Genomic DNA, 15,160 nt, shown 5'->3' on the forward strand with positions numbered 1-15,160 from the left:
TTCTCATTAAAAAAATGAGAACCAAACCCCGTCCCCACTTCACAACATGGTATAATGAGCCTAAATACAGCTTTACACATGGGGGCAAATATGTTGAGTACTAGCGAAATGGTCTTTGTGGAAGATGTAACAATGCAACTTAGCGATCTTACAAACAGCTCGTCAATAAACCGAGGAGCTCATATTTTATATATGTTTGATGAGCCTGATAAGTATTTTCAAAATGCCGTCGCGTTTATTCGGGAAGGGATTGCGAAAGGACATGCGATTCTATTAGGCGAGTGTAAAGAATTCTATCAAAATATGTTACAAGAGTTGACCGATTTCACGCCTGAGCAAATGCGTTTGCTTATTTTTGTTGACCATGATGAATTTTATTCTAGCGATGGATTTGATGCTGTCAAAGGAACGGAAAACGTAAAGAAATTATTTCAAGATATATTACCAACATACCCAACCATCAGAACGTGGGGGCATGTAATCGTTTATGAAAAATCCATTAGAGATTTAGTGGATTATGAATGTAATTGTGATCAGTTTTTTGAAGGGAAAAGCGTCATCTCCGTGTGCTGCTATAATACCTTAACGACGACTTCTTTTCTACAAAACGAACTGTTGAAGTTCCACAACTACTTTATGTTAGATGAAAAAATCACGCCATCACCTCTTTATAACCATAAACATTTAACGAACATGACCATGGCCACAGAAGAAACCATTCGATTAACAAAAATTGTCGCCGAATTTGAATCGTTGAAAAAAAAGAACGAAGAGTTATTAATAGAAAATAAATACCACAAAGAAGAAGAGGAATACTTAAGACTAGCGAAACAAAACGCCGAAAATGCCAATCAAATGAAAACTATTTTCTTATCGCAAATAAGCCATGACTTACGAACACCGCTAAATACTATATTAGGATATACGCAAATATTGTTGGAGCTGCATAACAAAAGTTCGAAACAGTATAATATGTTGAATCATATCCACGACTCCTCCTACCATTTGCTAGATTTAATAGAAGAACTGCTAGATTATTCAGCTATAGGTGGAGGAAATATTAAAATAAATATGAAGCCGATACACGTCGAGTCTTTCCTTCACGAATGTATCCATACCATTTCTAAAATAGATAATCCAAATGTCCAAATTACAGTAGAAAACGCAGATCATGACTTGTTTTTAGAAGCGGATGAAATGAGGCTGAAGCAAATCATCCAAAACCTACTAGTGAACGCTATCAAATATAATCGTCCGGACGGATTGATAAAAATTTCTGTGAAAAAAGAGAACGCCACTGGCTCTATTAAAATTTCTGTCAGCGACACGGGGATTGGCTTGCCTGATCACGAAATGGACCGATTGTTTGAACCTTTTTACCGAAGTGAGCGAAACATGCTCAAATGGAAAGGAACAGGCCTTGGACTTGCGATTGTAGCGAATCTATCGCAAAAAATGAATGGCGAGTTTGGCGCCTTTAATAATGAAGCGGAAGGTGCTACATTCTGGGTGTCCTTCAAACAATGCGAATCAACCCTTTTGTCTGAGAAAAAGAAAGACCCTAGCCAGTCGGCCCAAAAGGTAGTTTTATATATTGAAGATCAGCCGGAAAACATTACGTTAATGAGGGAAATGTTAGGAACATTAGATTTTATTTCTCTATTCTTTGAAACGTCAGGAAAGTCGGGACTCCAAAAGGCGATCGAGCAAAAACCAGATTTAATTTTGCTAGATTTAGGTTTGCCAGATACAAATGGCAAAGACGTGCTGCTAGAGTTAAAAAGATTAGAAGCAACTAAAACGATACCTGTATTAATAATAAGTGCAGAATCAAACGAACTAACAAAAGAAGACCTACTAAATCACGGCTGCACCGACTATCTAACCAAACCAATCAACCTAAAAGAACTACGAAACACCATCACCAAGCTATTAATGTGAAATAGGGACGGGGTTCGGTTTCTCATTCCACTTTGTGGAAATGAGAAACGAACCCCGTCCCTTCCTCGCATTTATAGGTAAAATATGCTAGTATATAAATTATTAAATAATTTTGACAATTAAGAGTAAGGGGTGGGAAAATTGAACAAAGTTTGGATTGGACTCTTCTCAATAGTGGCAATTGTTATTGTAGGCATCCTCCTTGTTAGTGAGAAAAAAGAACCGGATCAAGTGAGTCAACCTGTTGAAACGAGTAATAAATCAGTAGGATCAAAAGAAACTTCATCCAACAAAGGTGAGGACTCCAGGCAACCTAACACACCTACCAATACTAGCACAGGATTAAAAGATGGTGGCCATACACCGGAACCGGATAAAACTGAAGAGCCTAAAGATGAAAAAACCCCAGAATCCAACAAAGAAGAGGTGAAAGAGGAAGTGAATAAAAAAGAATTCGTTTTTAAAAAGCTAGAACCTATTCCCCTAAAAAAAGAAAGAAATATTGAAAAGTTAAACCTAATATCCTCTTTAACAATAAAGAATAAATCCGTACAATTTCAAGTGGAAAATAAGGAAGATAGAGTAGTAACGTTACAATTCATGACAAGTCAGTATTATGACTATGAAATTTATAGTAAATCAGGTGAATTTATCTATCGGTATTCAGATGGAAAATCTTTTCTACAAGTATTAAAGGACGTACCACTAGCACCGAATGAAAGCGTTTCTTATGATATTAGTCTCCCAGAACTAGAAAAAGGAGAATATACATTAGTTGTAAGGTTAACGGCACGAGATATGCAATATCTTCAAGTAGAAAAAGAATTTACAGCTGAATAAAGCAGGCAAATCCAATGTGGGTTTGTCTTTTTTTTGCGATATTTGTTGAATGTGTAGGTATATTTTACGAAAAATGCAAAATGTTGCGTATAAATGCAAATATTTTATTGTAAAAAATCGCACAATTATGCAAAAAACACGAAAATTCTCCTAAAAAGTATGCATTTTTTGCAAAAAAGTTGTTTGACTATTGGGAATATTAGTACTAAACTAAAGTGGTAAAATGTACACTTGCAGGTAAAAAGTAGGTACTTTTACATAAGGTTTTTAGTCTACTACTATTGTAGATTGGTAACTAGTTTTATAGTTTTTTATTTTGTATCGGGGGAGGAAAAGGTAAAAGTGAAAAAAACAGTTGCATTATTATTAGCATTTTTATTAGTATTTTCAAACACTGCTTTAGCGGCTGCTGGACCATTATCAGAGCCAAGCAGAGACAAAAAGTCTAATGTGAATCTTTCACTTAGCGAAGAGGATAGTAATTATGCCTCTAATGAAAAAGTTCGTGTCATTGTTGAGGTAAAAGGTGCTCCAGCAATTGAGTACGCAACAATGTCAGGTATTAAATTCAACGAGCTTTCTGAACCTAAGAAAGAAGAGTTACATAACAAAGTTCTTGCAGAGCAAAACGTTGTTAAAAAAGAGATTAATAGAAAAAAACTTAAATTTGATGAAAAAGAAAGCTTTACTACAGCGTTTAACGGATTCAGTGGGATGGTCGAATATGGCCAAATCGCACAGATCGAGAAACTTAGTGGTGTTAAGAAAGTAACAATCGCAACTGAGTACGAGCGCCCAGAAGTAAAGCCAGAAATGAAATATAGTAAAGAGCTTGTAGAAGCTCAGCGTGTTTGGGACGAGTACGGTTACGCTGGTGAAGGGATGATCGTTGGTGTTATTGACACCGGTATTGACCCTGCTCATAGAGATATGGTCCTAACAGACAATGAGACAGCGGCACTTTCCAAGGAACAGGTGGATGCGTTGGTTTCAGAGCACGACCTTGTTGGTAAATACTTTACGGCAAAAGTTCCTTATGGTTACAACTACATGGATGGAAACGATGAAGTGAGAGACTTAGGCCCTGGTGCTTCCATGCATGGTCAACACGTTTCTGGTACTGTAGGTGCAAATGGTGATGAAAGCAATGGAGGACTTAAAGGTGTTGCTCCTGAAGCTCAAATCTTAGCGCTTAAAGTATTTGGTAATGATCCTAACATGGGTTCCACATGGGGAGATATTTACATTAAAGCAATCGATGATGCAATTATTTTAGGGGCAGATGTTATCAACATGAGCTTAGGCTCTACAGCTGCATTTGTTGATGCAACAAACCCTGAACAAGAAGCAATTGCAAGAGCTGTTGAAAATGGTGTGTTAATGGCAATTTCTGCTGGAAACTCAGCTCATTTAGGTAACGGTTTCTACAATCCGTACGCATCTAACCCAGATATCGGTGTTGTTGGTGCACCTGGTTTATCTTATGATTCTTTACAAGTAGCATCTTTAGAAAATAGTTTCTTAGATTTAGATGCAGTTTTAGTTTCATATGACGGTCAAGAAGATAAACTTCGTCCGTTCTTATCAGCTAGTAGTGTACATCCAAACAGCCTAGGTGATACTCCTTACAATCTGACTCATGTTGGTGGTTCAGGTATTGGTGTAAAAGCTGATTGGGAAAATGGCGACTATGAAGGTAAATTCGTTTTAGTAAGACGTGGAAATACATTTACAGATACAGCATTTAATGCTCAAGATGCAGGAGCAGCTGGTGTTATTGTATATAACCATTCTGACGGATATGTAAACATGCAATCTGATCCTGGAATTAAAATTCCACAGCTATTTATGTTGAAAGTTGATGGAGATGCATTAAAAGCAAAGTTAGATGCTGGTGTACAGGTGACTTTTAGCTTTACTGGATTAAAAACAACTGCTCCTAACCCGATGGCAGGTCAAATGTCTGACTTCACATCTTGGGGAGTTACGCCAAACTTAGACTTCAAACCGGAGATTACAGCTCCAGGTGGTAATATTTTATCTACACTTAATGATAATAAATACGGTGTAATGAGTGGTACTTCCATGGCTGCTCCACATGTAGCAGGTGGGTCTGCAATTGTGTTGCAACGTGTGAAAGAAGAGTTTTCTCAATTAGAAGGAAAAGCAAGAGTTGAAATGGCGAAAAACTTATTAATGAATACAGCAAAACCAGTTCTAGATAAAGGTGCGGCGAATGCAGCTTGGGGACTAGGAAACTATTATTCTCCTCGTCGTCAAGGAGCAGGATTAATGCAATTACATGCTGCGTTAAGTACTCCAGTTGTTGTAACAGAGCTTCAAACGGGTGAAGCGAAAGTGGCATTAAAAGAAGTGGGAGATCAGTTCACTTTTACTTTAAAAGCTACTAACTATAGTGATGAGGCAGTAACTTATGATGTTGCTTCCAATGTTCAAACGGACCTTTCATTTTTTGGTTTATTAGGAAACCGAGCGTTAACTGGCCAAATTAGTCAGTTAGAAGCACAAGAGCTTGTAGATGCTGTTGTGACTGTAAATGGTGGGGATGCCACTGTTGTAGTTCCAGCTAACAGTTCGGCTAATTTACATGTAACGGTTGATTTATCTAACGCGAAAGTATTTACACAGAATGCAGGTGGATTAACATCACCAGAAAATATTTTTCCTAACGGATACTTTGTTGAAGGTTTCGTAACCTTAACAAATGAAGCACTTCCAGAGCTTTCTGTACCTTATGTTGGATTCAAAGGTGATTGGAATGCTCCGCCAGTTTTAGACGACTTAGCATACGAAGGAAATGATTCATTCTACGAAGAATCTTACATGTTGTCTAACGACGAGTATGAACTAGGTTTAGATCCTTTCTCTGATGGTTATTACGGACGTTATCTAGATCGTATTGCTATCTCACCAAATGGAGATGGAAAACAAGATATTATTTACCCTCGTTTATCTTTCTTACGTAATGCGAAAAGGGTAGAATTCAATATTCTTGACCGAAACAAAAATAAGCTACGTACAATTAGAACAGAACAAAATGTTCGTAAAAACTATTTTGACCGTGGTTTAGCTCCAATGTATTATACGAATACTGCAAATGCATGGGATGGAAAAGTAAACAATAAATTAGTTGCAGATGGATTATATTACTATGAAATTAAATCAAACATTGACTATGCTGGTAAACCTGCACAAACGTTACATGTTCCAGTATTAGTGGACACTGTTGCTCCGACAGTGGAAGCTAGCATCAATGGCAAAACTGTAACATTCACTGGTGAAGACGAGCTTTCTGGTTTATCACACTTTGAGATTTTAGTAGATGGCAAATCTTTAGGAGTAGTTCCACCTACGACTAATGAGTTTACGCTTGGTAACTATCCTTACGGTGAAGTATTTGCTGTTACTGTAGTAGCAGTAGACATTGCTGGTAATAAATCAGAAGCAGAAGTAGTGTATGATGAAACACTACCAGTTATTAATGTTACTACTCCACGAACTTTCTCTACTCACAATGTTAGTGATATTGAAGTTGCAGGTACAGTAACAGATCATTCTGAAATTGTTAGCTTTACAATTCAGGGAGAAGAAGTAGAACTTGTATGGGATGAAGAAAAAGGAAATTACAAATTCTCAACGATTGTTACTTTTGAAGACGGTGCAAACCCAATTCATATTGAAGCAATTGATGCTGCGGGTAATAAGGCATCGTTATTAAATAGCCGTACAATTTTTGTTGATACAACTGCACCAGTAATTTCTGTAGATGCACCAACTGTTGTGGATACAGATAAGGTAGATGTCACATTTACACTTTCAGATAATGCAGAGGAACTTCGTTTCTTAATTAATGCAGATGAAGTGTTTTTCCAAGAATTACCAGGTTATACGATGAAGCCGTATACGAAAGAATTAACTGTAACACTTGATCTTGAATTAGGTGAAAATAAGTTTGTATTAGAGCTAATCGACTTAGGTGGAAACAAAACGACTGAAGTGTTAACGATTACTCGTACAGAAGGTTCTGGAGAAGAACCTGGAGATGGTGAAGAACCAGGTGAGCCAGGAGACGGTGAAGAACCGGGAGATGGTGAGCAGCCAGTTGATGGTGATGGACAAAAAGAAGATGTAGTAGAAACAACTCCAGTTGTTGACAATGGTCAAGCTACTATTTCTGACGATTCTATCGTAGTATTGGCGGATAATGGTAAATTAATCGTTAACTTAAATGAAGTAGAAGCGGCAAGTGTAAACTTAACAGCTAATCAATTAGGTGATTTAAAAGCAAAACAAGCTACATTCGTTGTGAAAAACAACAAAGTGGAAGTACAACTTCCATTAAGTAACCTTTCTGATGGTAAAAATGTTTCTGTAGAATTAAAAAAATTAGAAGCGGTTGAAAGAGCAGTAAGTGATGTATATGACTTCACAATCTATTCTGACGGTGAAAAGGTTTCTACATTCGAAGAGAATGTAACTCTTGTATTCAACGTAGATTCTTCTAATATTACTGATACAGATGCATTAAACGTATACTATTTAAATGAAGAAACAAATGTATGGGAACTAGTACCAGGCGCAGTTTATGCAAATGGAAGAGTTTCAGTTGAAACTAGCCACTTCAGTATTTTCGCAGTATTTGAAGATACAGAAGAAGACGGAGACCAAGGTGGAGACCAAGGTGGAGACCAAGGTGGAGACCAAGGTGGAGACCAAGGTGGAGACCAAGGTGGAGACCAAGGTGGAGACCAAGGTGGAGACCAAGGTGGAGACCAAGGTGGAGACCAAGGTGGAGACCAAGGTGGAGACCAAGGTGGAGACCAAGGTGGAGACCAAGGTGGAGACCAAGGTGGAGACCAAGGTGGAGACCAAGACGGCAACCAAGATGATGACCAAGGCGGCAACCAAGATGGCAACCAAGATGGCGACCAAGATGGCGACCAAGACGGCAACCAAGATGGTGACCAAGACGGCAACCAAGATGGCGACCAAGACGGCAACAAAGATGGAAACCAAGACGGCAACCAAGATGGTGACCAACACGGCGATCAAGACGGTAACGAAGATGATGAAAATACTGAAGAAACAGGCACAAACAAAGAAAGTAAAGGTGATGGTAAGAAATTACCAAGCACAGCAACGTCTGTTTACAACAACATTATTATCGGTTTAGTAATCTTAATGGTTGGAAGTCTAGCACTGTTCGTTCAAGCTAGAAGAAGAAAATTAGTATAATATGATTAAATCGGATGGGGCCAGTTTAATAACTGTCCCTGTTCTTGTTTCTGGGAGTATAAGAGGGACAGGATTCAGTTTCGCTTTACACTTCTTTGGAATTATGAAACGAACACCGTCCCTCTTTAACACTTAACAAGTGCTCGGAGACATTTTATTGCCGAGCGTCGCCACGCCTTTACGGAGGCTACAGTTGTTCCGTACTCCTTTGCAATCTCTTCTAATTTTTTTCCGTTCACAATGTATTCGATTAGCCAAATTTTTTGCTTCTCCGTTAGGTTGACAGCATAACACTCTATTTCTTGTAGCTGTTCATCAATAGTTTTATTAGATTCATCTGAAATTAATTCTTCCATTTCAGCTTTCCATGCACAATGTTTATCATGATAGCGTCGATCCTTCTTAATTAAGTTAAGTAGCATTCCACGAATTGTCCAATATGCATAAGTTGTAAAGCTAGCCTTACTGTCCTCATAGCCTTTCCACGCATACCATAGAGCAATGAGCCCTTCTTGATAAAACTGATCTATGTCTTTTTGAATGTGAAGAGAATGTATAATTTTATAGATCATTGAAGAATATTCTTCCACTATTTCACTAAACTCGCTTTCCTTTATTTCCATCTTCTTTTCCTTCTGACAGTGCACATATCGAGTATTCCGCGGTAATTACAAGATATATGAAGATGAAGCTTACAGTCATTTGAGTAAATGAGGCAATTTAGGTGGAAAAGCGAAAGAGAATTGGTTGTTTGTCTTTAAGAAAATGGAGCATATTGGAATCGTAAATAGTCGAATATAAATAGTTTAGGTAAAAATAATAAATGCTAGATTTAAATACAGGATTGTCTTCGGTATGTCTCTAATTATTTGTCATTCCTATAAGAATAAATTCTTATAGGAATATATGTTGAAAAGGGACTTAGAAAAGTAATAAGATTCAAGTGTAGCTTGCATACTTCATAATAAAATACAACATGCATTAACTTGAGAATATAGGTCTTTTACACATTGAAAGAATGTCGATTGTTGTCGATAATGAAAATAGAAAAATCGTACGAACGGGCAAAGCCATTGAAAAATGGTGACGCAAAACTATAGGGGCTAACGTTACATTCACTAAAAATCATGCCAGCCAGTTGCCGAATACAACCTCCGTACGATACAAAAAATAGGAGGCAATTTCCATGAAAATCATACACAAATTCTTTTCTACGTACTATTCCATCTTAATTAACGACTGTTTAGATGATCACTTAAAAGAGCAACTAAAAAAGAAGCGTACATACCACAATATGAGGCTATTTTAAAAAATAGGGGCGGGGTTAATTCTTATAAAGAGAAATTAACTCCGTCCCCATTTATTTTCCCCCGAAAAGATGAACTTTTGGTTTTTAAAAATCCAGGTGTGTAGCGAACTATGTATTTATTATGTTTATGGATCAGTATTTTGGTTCAATCGGCGAAAAAAGCGTTTCTATCGGCGAAAAACTGGAATTTATCAGCGGAAATTACAACTTTATCGGCGATAATAAGTAATCAATCGGCGAGTACTAGAGCGTTATCGGTGAACTAGCAGTAATATCGGCGAAAATCATGCGAAATCAGCGGAAACGAAACCAAAAAAGAGCGCAACTTCTAAAGTAACACCCTACTAATTATAGATGTGAAACGGGGACGTGATTCACTTCTCAAAATGAGGAAAATAGGGACGGGGTTTGATTTCACATTCAGCGGAATGTGAAGCCAAATCCCGTCCCCATTTTAGATCACATAAACTGCATAACCAAATTAACAACTACTGGGCCCAGTAAGACGATAAATAGAGTAGGGAAGATGAATAGTACCATAGGAATGAGCATTTTTACGGGTGCTTTCATCGCTTGTTCTTTCGCGGTGAAACGTTGCTTTTCACGAATTCTTACCGTTTGTGTTCTCAGCACTTTGCTTAATCCAATCCCCATTTGATCTGCTTGAATAATCGATCCCATCACACTTCGTAAAAAGTCGGACGGAACTCTGTCTCGTAATTCTACAAACGCTTGCCGACGAGATTTTCCTAGCTTCATATCTTCTAAAGCGTACAAGAACTCATCAGACAAAGGTGTTTTCATTTGGCTGCACACTTTTTTCAAGGCGCTATCAAGCCCCATGCCCGCCTCGATGGAAATGTTCAGCATATCAAAAAAATCAGGCATTGCTTTGTCAATCAACTTTGTACGATGTTTGCTTTTTGCCACTAAATAATAGTTAATATAAAAATAGACAAAAAATCCGCCAATCCCACCTAAAAAAACAACTTTTAGTTTCTCATCAGAAGTAGGTAAAAATAACAATAAAAATAAGGAGAAAACAAGTAAAGGTAATAGTGTTCGTGCTAATACAAAGTCACTTACGGACATGCCGAACGGATACCCTGCTGCTTGTAGTTTTTTCTCTAATTCCATCCTTTTTTGCTTTGGCAACTTACCAGCAGCCATTTGTCTAAGGTTAACAAATGCAGGTTTCACAACCCGATGAAACAACGAGCGATTCTTGCCATCTAGTTCTTGTACATTCCCCACTATAGAAGTCTTTCCGCTAGATAAATGGGAACTTAAATAAGGCTGTACTCTGCGATATACCGTCCATTTGTTTTTATTTATGCGAAATAAGAGAAGAAACCCAACGCTTGAGAAAAAAAGAAAAGAAAAGAGCCATAGTAAAAAATTAATCATCTCATCACACCTCGATTGTTACGACCTTTTGGATAAAAATCCATCCTAATGTAGCGGAAAATATGCCACCGCCTAACAGTGCCCAGCCTAAAGGATGGGTAAGCATTGGGGAAAAGTAATCGGCACTCATTACGTTTAAAATCAAACCTAGCGCAACAGGCAATAGCGATATGACGGTTGCGGACATTCGACCTTGTGCAGTAAGTGCTTTTAATTCTTCTTTCATCCGCACACGTTCGGTAATTGTTTCTTGTATTGTTTCTAGAATTAATGCTAAATTACCACCTGTTGAACGCTGAATTAATACAGCGGTTAAAACCATTTCTAAGTCTTGATTTGGCAACCTTAATAATAAATTTTCAAAAGCCTTTTCCACTGACACTCCTAAGTTAATTTCTCGGATAGTCTTTTGAAACTCCATCCCGATTGGGTCCGGCATTTCTTTTGATACAAGTTGCAACGCCTGCATAAAACTAAACCCTGATTTCATGGCAGTTGCCATTATTTCCAACACTTGTGGAAGTTGTGATCCGCTTGCTGCTACCCGAACTTTCTTTTTTCTCCGAATGTACATAGTAGGAATGTTCCAACATAAAAAACCTAGAATTAACGTAAATAAAAAATGGACCCCAAACAGTAAAGGAATAAGAAATGCAACAGCAAAACAAAAGATTCGTATCACTAAAAATTCTTCTACTTTTAAAGGTAACCCAGCGCTTTCGATTTCCGCTTCTAATCTATTTCGCTTCACTTCATTCGTTTTGATGTTTTTAGATAATAGGCCCACTAAATCTTTAAGTGAAGAACGTTTCGCTCTTCTTCTTTTTTGTTGCTTTGTATCAACTGCTTCTAGCCGCTCCTTCGGGATAAATTGTTGAATTCTTCGTTTTACCTTTAATTTTTTTTCGGCAAAAGCGGTCAGTAAAAAACCGAATGTAAGAGTGGATAATATAAAAATAATTACAACCATTGTCGTCACTCTCCATTGAACCAATGTCCAGGTAGATCATAGCCGTATTTCGCTAGTTTTTCTGCATAATAAGGGCGAATGCCAGTTGCAACATGTTTACCAACCACTTTGCCCGTCTCCGTAGTAGCAGCTTGTTTATACGTGAAAATATCTTGTAATGTAATCGTTTCGCCTTCCATTCCGATTACTTCGGTTACACTGACTACTTTACGACTACCATCTTTCAATCTAGACTGCTGAATAATTAAATCTACCGCACCTGCAATTTGCTCGCGAATCGCTCGAATTGGTAAGTCCATTCCGGCCATTAATACCATCGTTTCTAAACGGGACAACATTTCACGAGGGGAGTTCGAGTGTCCAGTGGCAAGAGAGCCATCGTGCCCTGTGTTCATTGCTTGTAACATATCCAATGCCTCGCCACCACGAACCTCTCCGATCACAACGCGGTCTGGTCGCATCCGTAACGAGTTTTTTACTAAATCACGAATCGTCACAGCACCTTTTCCTTCAATGTTAGGAGGGCGAGTTTCTAAAGAAACAACATGGTCTTGCAGCATTTGAAGCTCAGCGGCATCTTCTATGGTAACGATTCGTTCATCGTGCGGGATAAAAGAAGATAGAACGTTTAGCAAACTTGTCTTCCCACTACCAGTTCCTCCACTGATAAAAATGTTCAACCGAGCTTTTACACACGCATCTAAAAATTGAGCCATTTCATCCGTAAGAGAACCGAACCGTACTAAATCCTCAATTTGTAGGCGGTTCGTTGGAAACTTACGAATCGTAATCGTTGGGCCAACTAGTGATAACGGAGGAATAATCGCATTTACACGCGAGCCATCCGGTAATCGTGCGTCCACCATTGGACTGCTTTCGTCTATACGGCGTCCGAGTGGAGACACTATTTTCTCAATCACCTGTAAAACATGGTCGTCATCGCGGAAGTAGTAATCGGAAAGGGTTAGCTTTCCTTTCTTCTCAACGTATATTTGATAAGGACCGTTTACCATTATTTCTGATACATCCGGGTCATTTAGAAGGGCAGAAATAGGACCGTAGCCAATCAGGTCGTTCGCCACCGTGTCAGCCAGCTGCATTTTAGATTCGAACGATAAGCGGTCGCCGGTTTCGTTTAAATATTTCATCGACTCTGTTTCAATTAATGTACTTTGTTCTTCGTCGCTTAAGCTTGTTTGTTTTTTTAACTCAGTTATGAGATGAGCTTGTAGTGCAATTTTTAAGTCGGAATCAGCGGGCTTTGCACTTTCTTTTTTAGAAGCAGAACGGTCTTGCGTGTTTGGGTTTGCTGTTGAAGAGAGAGTTTTTTCGTTTATGCGTTTTAATAGTGACATGTTTGTCTCCCCCTATTTTTCTCTTTCTTTTTCTTAACTTTTACTCTAGATACCGCTGTTGATTGGAGCGCAAGTTTCCACTTTCCGCGGGCGGAGCGTGAGCCTCCTCAGCGCATCCGCGCCTGCGGGTTCTCACGGCTCCCGCTTGTCCCGCAGGAGTCTCCAACTTGCGCACCAATCCACAGCTTGTTAGGTATAATACAAAAATTCTTGTTAGAAAATCCTTCTTGAAAAGAACGATAACTTTTTCTTCTTTTTGTTAATTTTTTCTTTCGGAAATGAGTCGATTACTTGTTCACATATTTTTAAGACGGCTTTTGCGACAGGTGTGCGAGAAGCTTTTAGCACAAACGGTTCGCCATTATTTATAGAAGAGATAACCGTGCGATAGTCGCTTGGAATTCGACCGCTAATAGGTAGTCCAAGTACGTCTTCAATCACTTCTTTTGTCATGCCTTCAAATTCAGAATCTCGGTTTAAAATGACTTTAATCTTTTCTTTTAATCCAAGTACGCCGAGCGTTTCCACTGCAAGCTTCCCATTTTTTAAAGCAGGTAAATCTAGAGAAGCAACGAGTAAAATGGTGTCGGAGTTTTCTAACGCTACTAAGCTTGTTTCAACGAAGGCAGGTGGTGTATCAATGACGATGTAATCATAATCTTGCTTTAATACATCTAACAAATAGGAGATATGTTCGCCTGTAATGAGCTCGGCAAACTCAGGCAAGTCTGGTGCTGCTAAAATATCTACTCCAGCCTTCGTTCTCATCATAAATTTGCTGTAGGACTTGTCTCCATTTTCGTATGACAGCTTTACCCAATCATAAATGGAATGGTCAATTGACTGGTCTAACAACAAAGCAACATCACCAAATTGTAAATCTAAATCAACTAGTGCTACTCTCACATTATGTTTGCTTAATGAGGCAGCTAAGTTGACAGAAATCGTTGTTTTACCAACCCCGCCTTTTGTACTACAAACAGTAATGATTTTTGCTTCTTTTTTATTTTTACTGCTTTCATCTAGCTCCACTTTTTGTTGTACGACTTTTTCTGCTCTCTGAATCGAATCAATGACTTCCGATTCCTCACATTCAATATCTAATACGTCGACAGCTCCTACGAACATTGCTTTTTTAAAATCTATCTCTTTTTGTTGGAGCAAAAGAATTACTGCTGTTAACGGATAGGTGCGTGATAAGTCTTGACATAGCTCGTAAGGATCTTGCGCAGTGTGTGGTCCGATAATAATAACTGTTCCATTAGTAGGCGTGGCAAGATCTGCTCGCAAATCTGCCATCACATCGTAAATGGTGCTTGGCTTTTTTATTTCATCTAACATCATCTTAATGGCGTCGGAGTACATTCTTTTTTCGGATAAAATAAAATAGTTTATTCTCATTGTAAGGAACTTCCTTCTATCATTTGATCCGTTGAAATTCGTACATTGTGTATGGACTCATCACCGTCGCCTCTAAGCATTAATGTGTATACTCCGAGTTCTCTTGCAAAGGTTAAAGAAGCTCCTTCTTTAGGTGTTACTTCTAACGTTACTAAATAGTAAGGTTCTTCATTTGTCTCAATTTCGTTCCCGTTTTCGTCTACTTCAACTTTTTCGTCAATTGTATTGCCAACAGCCAAAACTTTTTTGTTTTGTAATAATAAATGAGCGGTGGTAGCATCTCCAATAGGCATTGGCAGGACTACAACTACATCAACATAAGAACCAGGACGAACGAAGCTAGATACGCTTTGTGCTTCATTCACAGGAATGGATATAGCACGCATTCCTTCTTGAATTTCCATTTGAGGTTTTTCTTCTGTTGTTTCTAACGGCTCATCGGCTTCTTCGTTTTCCGCTTCGTCCGTTTTCTCCTCTTCTATTGGAGGAGTAGTAGTTGGTGAAGCTTGATTAGGACCTGTTTTGCCTGAAATAGCTATGATAAAAACAATGGATGTGAGTAATCCGAAAATGAGCGCTAGTATCCATATTTTTTTCGTATTCATGATGACATCACCTTTATTAGTTGGTTAGTTGGTTAGTGATTAGTGGTTAGGTAAAAGCTAGCAGCTAGCAGCTAAC

General features: G+C 38.4%; 10 protein-coding genes and 1 riboswitch. Of the genes, 4 read left to right on the forward strand and 6 right to left on the reverse strand.

Annotated elements, in window-relative coordinates; genetic code table 11:
* The first annotated feature begins 90 nt into the window (after nucleotides 1–90).
* The 3 genes from CDZ92_RS17695 (at nucleotide 91) to CDZ92_RS17705 (ending at nucleotide 8,037) form a co-directional block, all read left to right on the forward strand.
* Nucleotides 91–1,941 (forward strand): ATP-binding protein, encoded by a 1,851-nt coding sequence (locus CDZ92_RS17695; protein ID WP_176483807.1) that lies wholly within the window; start codon nucleotides 91–93, stop codon nucleotides 1,939–1,941.
* A gap of 141 nt (nucleotides 1,942–2,082) precedes the next feature.
* A complete protein-coding gene (locus CDZ92_RS17700) occupies nucleotides 2,083–2,781 on the forward strand; it encodes a BsuPI-related putative proteinase inhibitor (RefSeq protein ID WP_176483808.1) in 699 nt (232 codons plus the stop codon).
* 342 nt (nucleotides 2,782–3,123) lie between these two features.
* Entirely contained in the window at nucleotides 3,124–8,037 is a 4,914-nt protein-coding gene (locus CDZ92_RS17705) for a S8 family serine peptidase (RefSeq protein WP_176483809.1), read from the forward strand.
* Between the two features lie 125 nt (nucleotides 8,038–8,162).
* Here CDZ92_RS17705 and CDZ92_RS17715 read toward each other — a convergent pair whose 3' ends face one another.
* Nucleotides 8,163–8,660 carry a sigma-70 family RNA polymerase sigma factor gene (locus CDZ92_RS17715; protein ID WP_096156525.1) on the reverse strand — a complete coding sequence of 166 codons (498 nt, stop codon included), beginning with the start codon at nucleotides 8,658–8,660 and terminating at the stop codon, nucleotides 8,163–8,165.
* A gap of 430 nt (nucleotides 8,661–9,090) precedes the next feature.
* A riboswitch (cyclic di-GMP riboswitch) is annotated at nucleotides 9,091–9,183 on the forward strand.
* Between the two features lie 40 nt (nucleotides 9,184–9,223).
* Between CDZ92_RS17715 and CDZ92_RS20385 the strand changes: the two genes are divergently transcribed.
* On the forward strand, nucleotides 9,224–9,346 hold the full coding sequence (locus CDZ92_RS20385; RefSeq protein ID WP_255249840.1) for a hypothetical protein: 123 nt from the start codon (nucleotides 9,224–9,226) through the stop codon (nucleotides 9,344–9,346).
* A gap of 459 nt (nucleotides 9,347–9,805) precedes the next feature.
* Here CDZ92_RS20385 and CDZ92_RS17720 read toward each other — a convergent pair whose 3' ends face one another.
* The 5 genes from CDZ92_RS17720 to cpaB all read right to left on the reverse strand — a co-directional run bounded on the left by CDZ92_RS17720 (nucleotide 9,806) and on the right by cpaB (nucleotide 15,084).
* Nucleotides 9,806–10,600 (reverse strand): type II secretion system F family protein, encoded by a 795-nt coding sequence (locus CDZ92_RS17720; protein ID WP_176483810.1) that lies wholly within the window; start codon nucleotides 10,598–10,600, stop codon nucleotides 9,806–9,808.
* A 157-nt stretch (nucleotides 10,601–10,757) separates the two neighbouring features.
* Entirely contained in the window at nucleotides 10,758–11,723 is a 966-nt protein-coding gene (locus CDZ92_RS17725; protein ID WP_096156527.1) for a type II secretion system F family protein, read from the reverse strand.
* A gap of 5 nt (nucleotides 11,724–11,728) precedes the next feature.
* Nucleotides 11,729–13,078 carry a CpaF family protein gene (locus tag CDZ92_RS17730; RefSeq protein ID WP_096156528.1) on the reverse strand — a complete coding sequence of 450 codons (1,350 nt, stop codon included), beginning with the start codon at nucleotides 13,076–13,078 and terminating at the stop codon, nucleotides 11,729–11,731.
* A 213-nt stretch (nucleotides 13,079–13,291) separates the two neighbouring features.
* Nucleotides 13,292–14,479 (reverse strand): AAA family ATPase, encoded by a 1,188-nt coding sequence (locus tag CDZ92_RS17735; protein ID WP_096156529.1) that lies wholly within the window; start codon nucleotides 14,477–14,479, stop codon nucleotides 13,292–13,294.
* Complete coding sequence (cpaB, locus tag CDZ92_RS17740; RefSeq protein ID WP_096156530.1) at nucleotides 14,476–15,084, reverse strand: Flp pilus assembly protein CpaB; 609 nt, start codon at nucleotides 15,082–15,084, stop codon at nucleotides 14,476–14,478. The genes CDZ92_RS17735 and cpaB overlap by 4 nt, the downstream gene beginning before the upstream one ends.
* Between the last annotated feature and the right edge of the window lie 76 nt (nucleotides 15,085–15,160).

Source organism: Bacillus sp. FJAT-45066 (genome assembly GCF_002335755.1).
GTDB classification, from domain to species: domain Bacteria; phylum Bacillota; class Bacilli; order Bacillales; family Bacillaceae_I; genus Bacillus_CD; species Bacillus_CD alkalisoli.

Bases quoted from the DNA above. Each gene is read 5' to 3' on its own strand.
- CDZ92_RS17695 (WP_176483807.1), top strand. From the start codon at position 91: ATGTTGAGTACTAGCGAAATGGTCTTTGTGGAAGATGTAACAATGCAA.
- CDZ92_RS17715 (WP_096156525.1), bottom strand. From the start codon at position 8,660: ATGGAAATAAAGGAAAGCGAGTTTAGTGAAATAGTGGAAGAATATTCT.
- CDZ92_RS20385 (WP_255249840.1), top strand. From the start codon at position 9,224: ATGAAAATCATACACAAATTCTTTTCTACGTACTATTCCATCTTAATT.
- CDZ92_RS17725 (WP_096156527.1), bottom strand. From the start codon at position 11,723: ATGGTTGTAATTATTTTTATATTATCCACTCTTACATTCGGTTTTTTA.
- CDZ92_RS17730 (WP_096156528.1), bottom strand. From the start codon at position 13,078: ATGTCACTATTAAAACGCATAAACGAAAAAACTCTCTCTTCAACAGCA.
- CDZ92_RS17735 (WP_096156529.1), bottom strand. From the start codon at position 14,479: ATGAGAATAAACTATTTTATTTTATCCGAAAAAAGAATGTACTCCGAC.
- cpaB (WP_096156530.1), bottom strand. From the start codon at position 15,084: ATGAATACGAAAAAAATATGGATACTAGCGCTCATTTTCGGATTACTC.